This window comes from Achromobacter sp. Root83, assembly GCF_001428845.1.
Lineage (GTDB): Bacteria > Pseudomonadota > Gammaproteobacteria > Burkholderiales > Burkholderiaceae_B > Achromobacter.
In genome coordinates, this window is the sequence record NZ_LMIU01000018.1 from 1 (window position 1) to 7696 (window position 7696).

Sequence of the window (7696 nt, forward strand, 5' to 3'; positions counted from 1 at the left end):
CGCCGGGATCATGTGCAGCGCGCGGCCCGAGCACAGCGCGCCGAACAGCATGGTGTGGCCCAGGTCGGCCGCCACGGTCGAGACCATGGCCATGCTGCACGCATCCTCGGGCAGGTCCATGCGCGCCAGCGCGCCGGCCACGTAGTTGGCCAGCGCGCCATGGCTGACCACCACCCCCTTGGGCTGTCCCGTCGAGCCCGAGGTATAGATCAGGTAGGCGGCCTGGGACGGGTGCTCGGCGGGCGCGCGAACGGGCACGCGAACGGCCTCGCGAACGGCCTCGCCTTCCGCCGCCGTTGCCACATCCCCCTCCAGCAGCACCACCGGCACGCCCGGGTCCCACTCCAGCGGCGCGCTGCTCACCACGCAGCGCGCCTGGCTGTCGCGCACCACATAGGCCAGGCGCTCGGCCGGCAAGGCCGGGTCCAGCGGCACATAGANTCCCACTCCAGCGGCGCGCTGCTCACCACGCAGCGCGCCTGGCTGTCGCGCACCACATAGGCCAGGCGCTCGGCCGGCAAGGCCGGGTCCAGCGGCACATAGACGCCGCCCGCCTTGAGCGCGCCCAGCAGCCCCACGGCCAGCGCCGCGGAGCGCGGCGCATGCACCGCCACCCGGTCCTCCAGCCCGACCCCGGCGCCGCGCAGCCGCGCGGCCAGCGCCGTGCTGGCGCGATCCAGCCCGGCATAGCTCAGGTTGCCGTCCTCGCCGGCCACCGCCAGGCGCTCGGGCCCGGCGGCCACCGCCTCGCTCCAGCGCGACAGCACCCCCGGCGCTGGCGCCACGGCCTCAAGCGGAGGCGGGACGGGCGCGTCCAGCCACGGCAGCTCCCCGATGCATTGCTGCTGGCCCCCAAGGGCGCGGACGACGGCATCCAGCATGGCCTCGAACTGCGCGGCGACACGGCCGAGCGCCGCATCAGTCACACGCGCGCTGTCGTACAGATAATCCAGTCCCAGGGCCGCCCCGGTCCTCACTCTGAGCGTCAAGGGGTAGTGATTGCCGTAATCGGTATGCACCGCGCCAAACGACAGCCCCCCCGGGGCATTGGCGGACAGCATGTCGTCGACGGGGTAGTTCTCGAACACGACAATCGTGTCGAACAAGCCCAGGCCCGAGACGCCATATTCCCGCTGGATGGCCGCAAGCGAGGCGTACTCGTACTCGCGCGTCTTCATGCTTTGGTCTTGCACGGCCCGAACCCAATCAAGCACGGTCTGTTCCGGCCGCGTCACCGCCACCACCGGCACCGTGTTGATGAACAGCCCCACCGTCTGGCCCACTCTTGGCAATTGCGCGGGACGACCCGCCGTGGTGGCGCCGAACACCACGGGCACGCGCCCGGCCAGGGATTGCAATGTCAACGCCCAGGCGGCCTGGATTGCGCTGTTGACGGTCAGCCGCTGTGAGCGGGCGGCGGCGGCCAGCACGGCCGTGCGCGTCCCGCCCAGTTCGATCGAGTGGCGGCGGTACTCGCCAACCTGCCCCTCCGCGCCCAGATACCCCGGCAGACGGGTGGGCTCGTCGAGCCTGCCCAGCAACGCACGCCAGTAATCCGACGCGGCGCCGGTATCCTGGCGCGCCAGCCAATCCACGTAATCGCGATACTTCCCGGGCTCGGCGTCTAGCGTGTCGCCGGCGTAGTGGCGCAGCATTTCACCCAGCAGCAGGGAAGTCGACCAACCGTCAACCAACAGATGGTGATACGTCCAGATGAAATGATAGGCATCGTCGCTTTGCCGCAAAAGCACCATGCGCATGAGCGGCGGCCGGCTCAAGTCGAATCCGCGCCTGGCCTCCTCGGCTGCCAGCGCGTCCAATGCGTCAGCGGAGCCGGAGCGGTCGCGCCAGTCCATCAGTTCCAGGGGCGGCTCGCATGCCTTGTCGACCCACTGCAGATTGCGCTCGCCGGACAGGAAGCCGCTACGCAGCGCGGGGTGACGCGCCAGTACCGCGGCCCATGCCGCGCGCAGGCGCTGCGGATCGACGTTGCTGATGTTCACGCGCAATTGATTGACGTAAGCGCCGCCCTCGGCTGTGTCCAGCGAGTGGAAGAGCATCCCCTCCTGGATCGGCGAAAGCGGATACAGGTCTTCGAGCCGCCCCGCCGTCAGCGGCAACTGGGCCAGCTCCGCCGCGTCCAGCCTCGCCTGTGGAAAGTCGCTGGGCGTGACGCCCGAGGCGCCACTGGTGCAGTGCGCGACCAGCGCGCGCAGTTCGGCGCCCAACGCATCGGCCAGCGCGGCCATCGCCGCCGCGTCCCGGTGCCGCGCGCTGTACATAAGCTGGACCTGCAGGCGGCCGTCCTGAACTTTCGCCTCGACCACGAGCGCATGCTCTCGCGGAGACGCCGGATCCCGCGATTGGCCTGACGCCTCGCTGGCGAGCCGCCAGGCTTGATGCGCCGCGCCAGAATCGACCTGTCCAAGATAGTTGAACAGTATCTGCGCACGCGGCAAGGCCGCGACCGCCTGCCGTTGCGCATCCGATCCCGCGCGACGCAGCACGCCGTGGCCCAGGCCTCGCCGCGGCACCGCACGCAGGGATTCCTTCACGCGCATCAGCGCATCGCCCGGCCCGCCGCCTGCGTCGAGCACCACAGGGAAGCTGCTGGTGAACCAGCCCACGGTACGCGAGAGGTCCAGTCCGGGGAAAAGATCCTCCCGCCCGTGTCCCTCGATCTCGATCAGGATGCTTTCCTGACCGTTCCTGTTGGACAGGGCGCGCACCAATGCCGTCAGCAGCAGGTCATTGACCTGGGTGCGATACGCAGCGGGCGCCTCCTTCAGCAAGGCCTCGGTCTGGGCCATGTCCAATGACAGCGCCACGCGCGCCTCGTCCGCCATCGTGCTGGGCCCCTGGGCCAGATCCCGCGTCAAGGGGGCAGCCTGCTCGCCGACCTGGCGCCAGTACGCCAGCTCGTCATCCCACCCCGCCGCCGCGCCCTGCAGCGCCAGGGCCCAGTCCTTGTAGCTGGCCGTCTTGGGCGGCAACGCGATGACCGGCCCCGCCTGCGCCTGATCGTAGGCCGACTGCAGGTCTTCAAGCAGCACCCGCCACGACACCCCGTCCACCACGAGGTGGTGGATCGCCAGCAGCAGCCGCTGCGAGCCATCGGCCAGATCCGCCAGCAGCACGCGCAGCAGCGGCCCCTGGCTCAGGTCCAGGCTGGCCTGCGCCGCCTCGCACAGCGCCGTCAANCCGCTGCGAGCCATCGGCCAGATCCGCCAGCAGCACGCGCAGCAGCGGCCCCTGGCTCAGGTCCAGGCTGGCCTGCGCCGCCTCGCACAGCGCCGTCAACGCCGTGGCGTCGGCGGCATCCCGGCGCCACAGGATCTCCTCGGCGCGCGGCGCCGGTCCATAGACCTGGCGCACGCCGCCCTCGGCATCGACCTCGAAGCGCAGGCGCAACGCGTCGTGCTGCGCCAGCACCGCCYGTAGCGCCCGTGTCAGCGCCGTCGCATCCAGTGCCGCGCCCGGCTCCAGCAGCACCGCCTGGTTCCAATGCTGCGGCCGCGCGAGCGGCTGCGCGAAGAAGTCCGCCTGGATCGGCAGCAACGGCACCTCGCCCTCGGTCTGCGAGGCCGCCGCCTGCCCGCTTTCGGCCACCGCCTCGGCCGCCAGTTGCGACACCGTCTGGCGTTCGAACATCTGGCGCGGCGTGATGCGCCACCAGCACCGCCTGGTTCCAATGCTGCGGCCGCGCGAGCGGCTGCGCGAAGAAGTCCGCCTGGATCGGCAGCAACGGCACCTCGCCCTCGGTCTGCGAGGCCGCCGTCTGCCCGCCCTCGGCCACCGCCTCGGCCGCCAGTTGCGACACCGTCTGGCGTTCGAACAGCTGGCGCGGCGTGATGCGCCACCCYGCCGCSCGMAGCCGCGACACGATCTGCAGGCTCAGGATCGAGTCCCCGCCCAGCTCAAAGAAGTTGTCGTGCCGCCCCACGCGCTCCGCGCCCAGCACCGCCGCCCAGATGCGCGCCAGCGCCTGTTCGATCTCGCCCTGCGGCGCTGCATACACCTGCGAGGCCTCGGCCTGCACCGCCGGCAGCGCCTTGCGGTCGATCTTGCCGTTGGCGTTCAGCGGCAGCRCCGCCAGCGGTTGGATCACCGCCGGCACCATGTAGTCCGGCAAGCTCCGCCCCAACGCCTCGCGCAGCGCCGGCGCCTGGACCTCCAACGGCGCCACGTAGGCCACCAGCCTCTGGCCGCCCGAMGGCTGCGCCGCGGCCACCACCACCGCCTGCTCCACGCCCGGCTCGGCCAGCAGCCGCGCCTNCTCGCGCAGCGCCGGCGCCTGGACGCCCAGCGGCGCCACGTAGGCCACCAGCCTCTGGCCGCCCGAMGGCTGCGCCGCGGCCACCACCACCGCCTGCTCCACGCCCGGCTCGGCCAGCAGCCGCGCCTCGATCTCGCCCAGCTCGATGCGCAGCCCTCGGATCTTGACCTGATGATCCAGCCGCCCCAGGTACTCCAGCGCCCCATCCTCGCGCCAGCGCACCAGATCCCCCGTGCGGTACAGCCGCTGACCCTCGGYAAACGGGTCGGCCACGAAGCGCTCTGCGCTCAACGCCGACCGGTGCAGRTAGCCCCGYGCAAGGCCCGCGCCGCCCAGATACAGCTCGCCCGCCACGCCCTGSGGCGCCGCGTTCAGGTCCGCGTCCAACACCCGGCACACCGTGTTCCAGATGGGCCCTCCGATCGCCACCGCCCGGCCATCGTCCTCGCAGCGCCAGTGCGTCACGTCGATCGCCGCCTCGGTCGGGCCGTACAGATTGTGCAGCGCCACCCCGGGCAGTTGCGCCCACAGGTCYGCCTGCGCCTGCGCGGGTAGCGCCTCGCCGCTGCACAGCACCTGACGGATGGAACCGCAACCGCGCCCCGCCCCATCGGCCAGGAATGCCTGCAGCATCGANCTCGGTCGGGCCGTACAGATTGTGCAGCGCCACCCCGGGCAGTTGCGCCCACAGGTCCGCCTGCGCCTGCGCGGGTAGCGCCTCGCCGCTGCACAGCACCTGACGGATGGAACCGCAACCGCGCCCCGCCCCATCGGCCAGGAATGCCTGCAGCATCGAGGGCACGAAGTGCAGCGTGGTCACGCCGTGCTCCCGGATCAGCGCGCCCAGGCGCTGCGGGTCGCGGTGCGCGCCCGGCGCSGCCACCACCAGCCGCGCGCCCRCCATCAGCGGCCAGAAGAACTCCCACACCGATACGTCAAAGCTGAACGGCGTCTTCTGCAGCACCACATCGTCCGGCCCATCAGCGGCCAGAAGAACTCCCACACCGATACGTCAAAGCTGAACGGCGTCTTCTGCAGCACCACATCGTCCGGCGTCAGCCCATACTCGGCCTGCATCCACGCCAGGCGGTTGTGCAGCGATCCATGCCGGTTGGCCGCGCCCTTGGGCTTGCCGGTTGAACCCGACGTGTAGATCACATACGCCAGGTGCTCCGGATGCAGGACCACGTCGGGGTTATGGTCCGGTTCGTCCGCCAGCACCAGCGTATCCAGGTCCAAGGCCTGCACCCCGGCCGGAAGCGCCAGCCCAGCCAAGGTCGCGCCATCCGACACCACCCGTGTCACGCCGCTGTCCCGCAGCATGTACGCCACCCGCTCGGCGGGCAGCTCGGCGTCGATCGGCACGTAGGCGCCGCCGGCCTTCATCACCGCCAGCAGGCTCACCACCAGTTCCACCGAGCGCGGCAGGGCCACGCCCACCGTCACGTCCGGCCCCGCCCGGGCGTTCAGGTCCGCGTAGCCGACCTGCTGCCCCTCATACACCAGCGCCACCGCGTCGCCACGCCGCGCCGCCTGAGACTCGATCAGGTGATGCGTAAACGCTTGCGGGAGTCCGGGCACACCCCGGCTCCATTGTTCCAGCGTGCGCGACTCTTCCAGCCCCATGGCGGCCGGGCTCGCCGGCTGGTCATTTGATGTGTCTATGAGTTGGGCCAGGGTGGACTGCACGTACGCGGCGATCCGATGGGGATCGATGCCCGCCTCGGCCAGCACGACGATCCGGAAGCCCTCGCCCAGGTCGTCGATCGACAGCGTGAGCGGATAGTTCGTGCGTTCGCGCCCGCCGATGGTGCGAACGCCCTCCCACAGCGCCGTTCCACCATCGGCACCCGCGCTGTAGCGATAGTTGAGCAGGGTCGAGAACAAGGGCGTACCGGCAGGCACTCCACTGCAACGCAGCGCGAGCTGCAGCGGCGCGTGTTCGTGCGCCAACAGATCCATCAACGCGGACTGGGTCTGTTTCAGTGCCACGGCCAGTCCCTTGCGGCGCAACCGTACCCGGATGGGCAACGTGTTGATGAACATGCCGACCGCGCGGTCGACCTCGGCCCCGCCGCGCATGCGCCCAAACAGCAATGTCCCGAACACGACATCGTCGCGTCCGGTCGTCAGCGCCAGCACCTGCGCCCAGGCCAGATGAAACACCGCCGCGGGGCTGACGCCGTGGCGTCGGGCAAGCGACCGCAGCGCCAGGCTGACGCCCGGATCGACACGCTGCACACATTCGTCCGCGCGGCTTCCATCCCCCTGGACGTCGAGGCGTCCGAACGGAGCGGTAGGCGCGTCGACATCGGCCAGCATGCCCGAGAAGAATCGCCGATGCTCATCGGCCGAAAGCCCGAGCCGGGCTTGCGCCACGAAGTCGCGGAACGGTACCGGGGCCGCCAGGGACGCGCGCGCTCCCTGGCTGATCAATGCGATCTCGGCGCTGATCAACTCCAGCGTCGTGTGATCCATGATCAAGTGATGGCACGGCAACTGCAGCAGCCATCGTCCCTGCGCGGCATCGTGCAGCGCCAGCGCGCGGATCATGGGCGCGTTCCGCGCATCAATGCGATATGCGGGCTCATGGATCAGCGCATTCAGATAGGCCTCGGCGTCGGCGCCGGCAGGCGCGGCCGGCGCCTGTTCCAACTCCACCCGCGCCTGGCGCAGCACCACAGCAGATCGTGGCGGGCCACCACCTCCTGCAAGGCCGCCATGAACCCCTGCAGCCGCGCCTCGGTGTCGAAGGCGATCAGATACGGCAGCAGGTAGGGATCAGGCCCGTTCTGCAAGAGATGGTGAAACAGAATCCCCTCTTGCAGCGGCGCGAGCGGATAGATGTCCTGGATGTTCGGCGCGCCGTCGGGCACGGCGGCCTCGATGGCGCGCAGATGCGCATCCGTCAACGTGGCCAGCGTAATCATGGCCGGTTCCAGGCGGATGCAGCCGGGCACGATGCCGTTATCCGGAACACGGGGCGCCGAGGCCCGTTCAAGTCCCTGGTCCAAGGCCGCGCCGGCGTTCTCGCGCTGCACCTCACGCGTGAAATCCGACAGGGTCGGATGCTCGAAGATCGCCCGAGCCGGCATGGGCCAGCCATGGCGCCGCAAGCGCTCCATCAACTGGATCGCCATCAGCGAGTGGCCGCCCAGTTCGAAGAAGTTGTCCGAACGGCCCACCCGCGGCGTGCCCAGCACCGCCTGCCAGAGCGCGGCCACGGCGGTTTCCGCATCGCCGCGCGGCGGCTCATAGGCATGCGCCGCCGCGGCCGGATCCGGGTCGGGCAGCTTGCGCCGGTCGACCTTGCCATTGGGGTTCAGCGGCAGCGCCGGCAGGAACACCCAGAACGACGGCACCATGAACTCCGGCAGCCTGCCCTTCAGATAATCCCGCAACGCCTCGCGCAGTTCGGCC

2 protein-coding genes and 6 pseudogenes are annotated in these 7696 nt (G+C 70.4%); all 8 read right to left on the bottom strand.

All coding sequences use genetic code 11. The annotated features are described in order from the left end of the window. The coding region (locus tag ASE30_RS29950; RefSeq protein ID WP_369819329.1) for an AMP-binding protein at nucleotides 1–440 on the bottom strand (440 nt) is incomplete at both ends. Nucleotide 441: 1 nt separating this feature from the next. Next, a pseudogene (locus ASE30_RS29955) lies at nucleotides 442–3137 on the bottom strand (condensation domain-containing protein); the annotation flags it as partial. A 64-nt stretch (nucleotides 3138–3201) separates the two neighbouring features. Next, nucleotides 3202–3651: pseudogene (locus ASE30_RS29960) on the bottom strand (condensation domain-containing protein); the annotation flags it as partial. A gap of 208 nt (nucleotides 3652–3859) precedes the next feature. Next, nucleotides 3860–4275 (bottom strand): annotated as a pseudogene (locus ASE30_RS29585) (phosphopantetheine-binding protein); the annotation flags it as partial. A 1-nt stretch (nucleotide 4276) separates the two neighbouring features. Beyond that, nucleotides 4277–4912, bottom strand: a pseudogene (locus ASE30_RS29595) (AMP-binding protein); the annotation flags it as partial. A gap of 1 nt (nucleotide 4913) precedes the next feature. Further along, nucleotides 4914–5902 (bottom strand): annotated as a pseudogene (locus ASE30_RS29965) (AMP-binding protein); the annotation flags it as partial. Nucleotides 5903–5983: 81 nt separating this feature from the next. Then, nucleotides 5984–6958: pseudogene (locus ASE30_RS29970) on the bottom strand (condensation domain-containing protein); the annotation flags it as partial. Further along, nucleotides 6880–7696, bottom strand: an 817-nt coding sequence (locus ASE30_RS15845) for a phosphopantetheine-binding protein (protein WP_235515273.1), incomplete at its 5' end; no start/stop codon positions are given. The pseudogene ASE30_RS29970 and the gene ASE30_RS15845, both read right to left, overlap by 79 nt.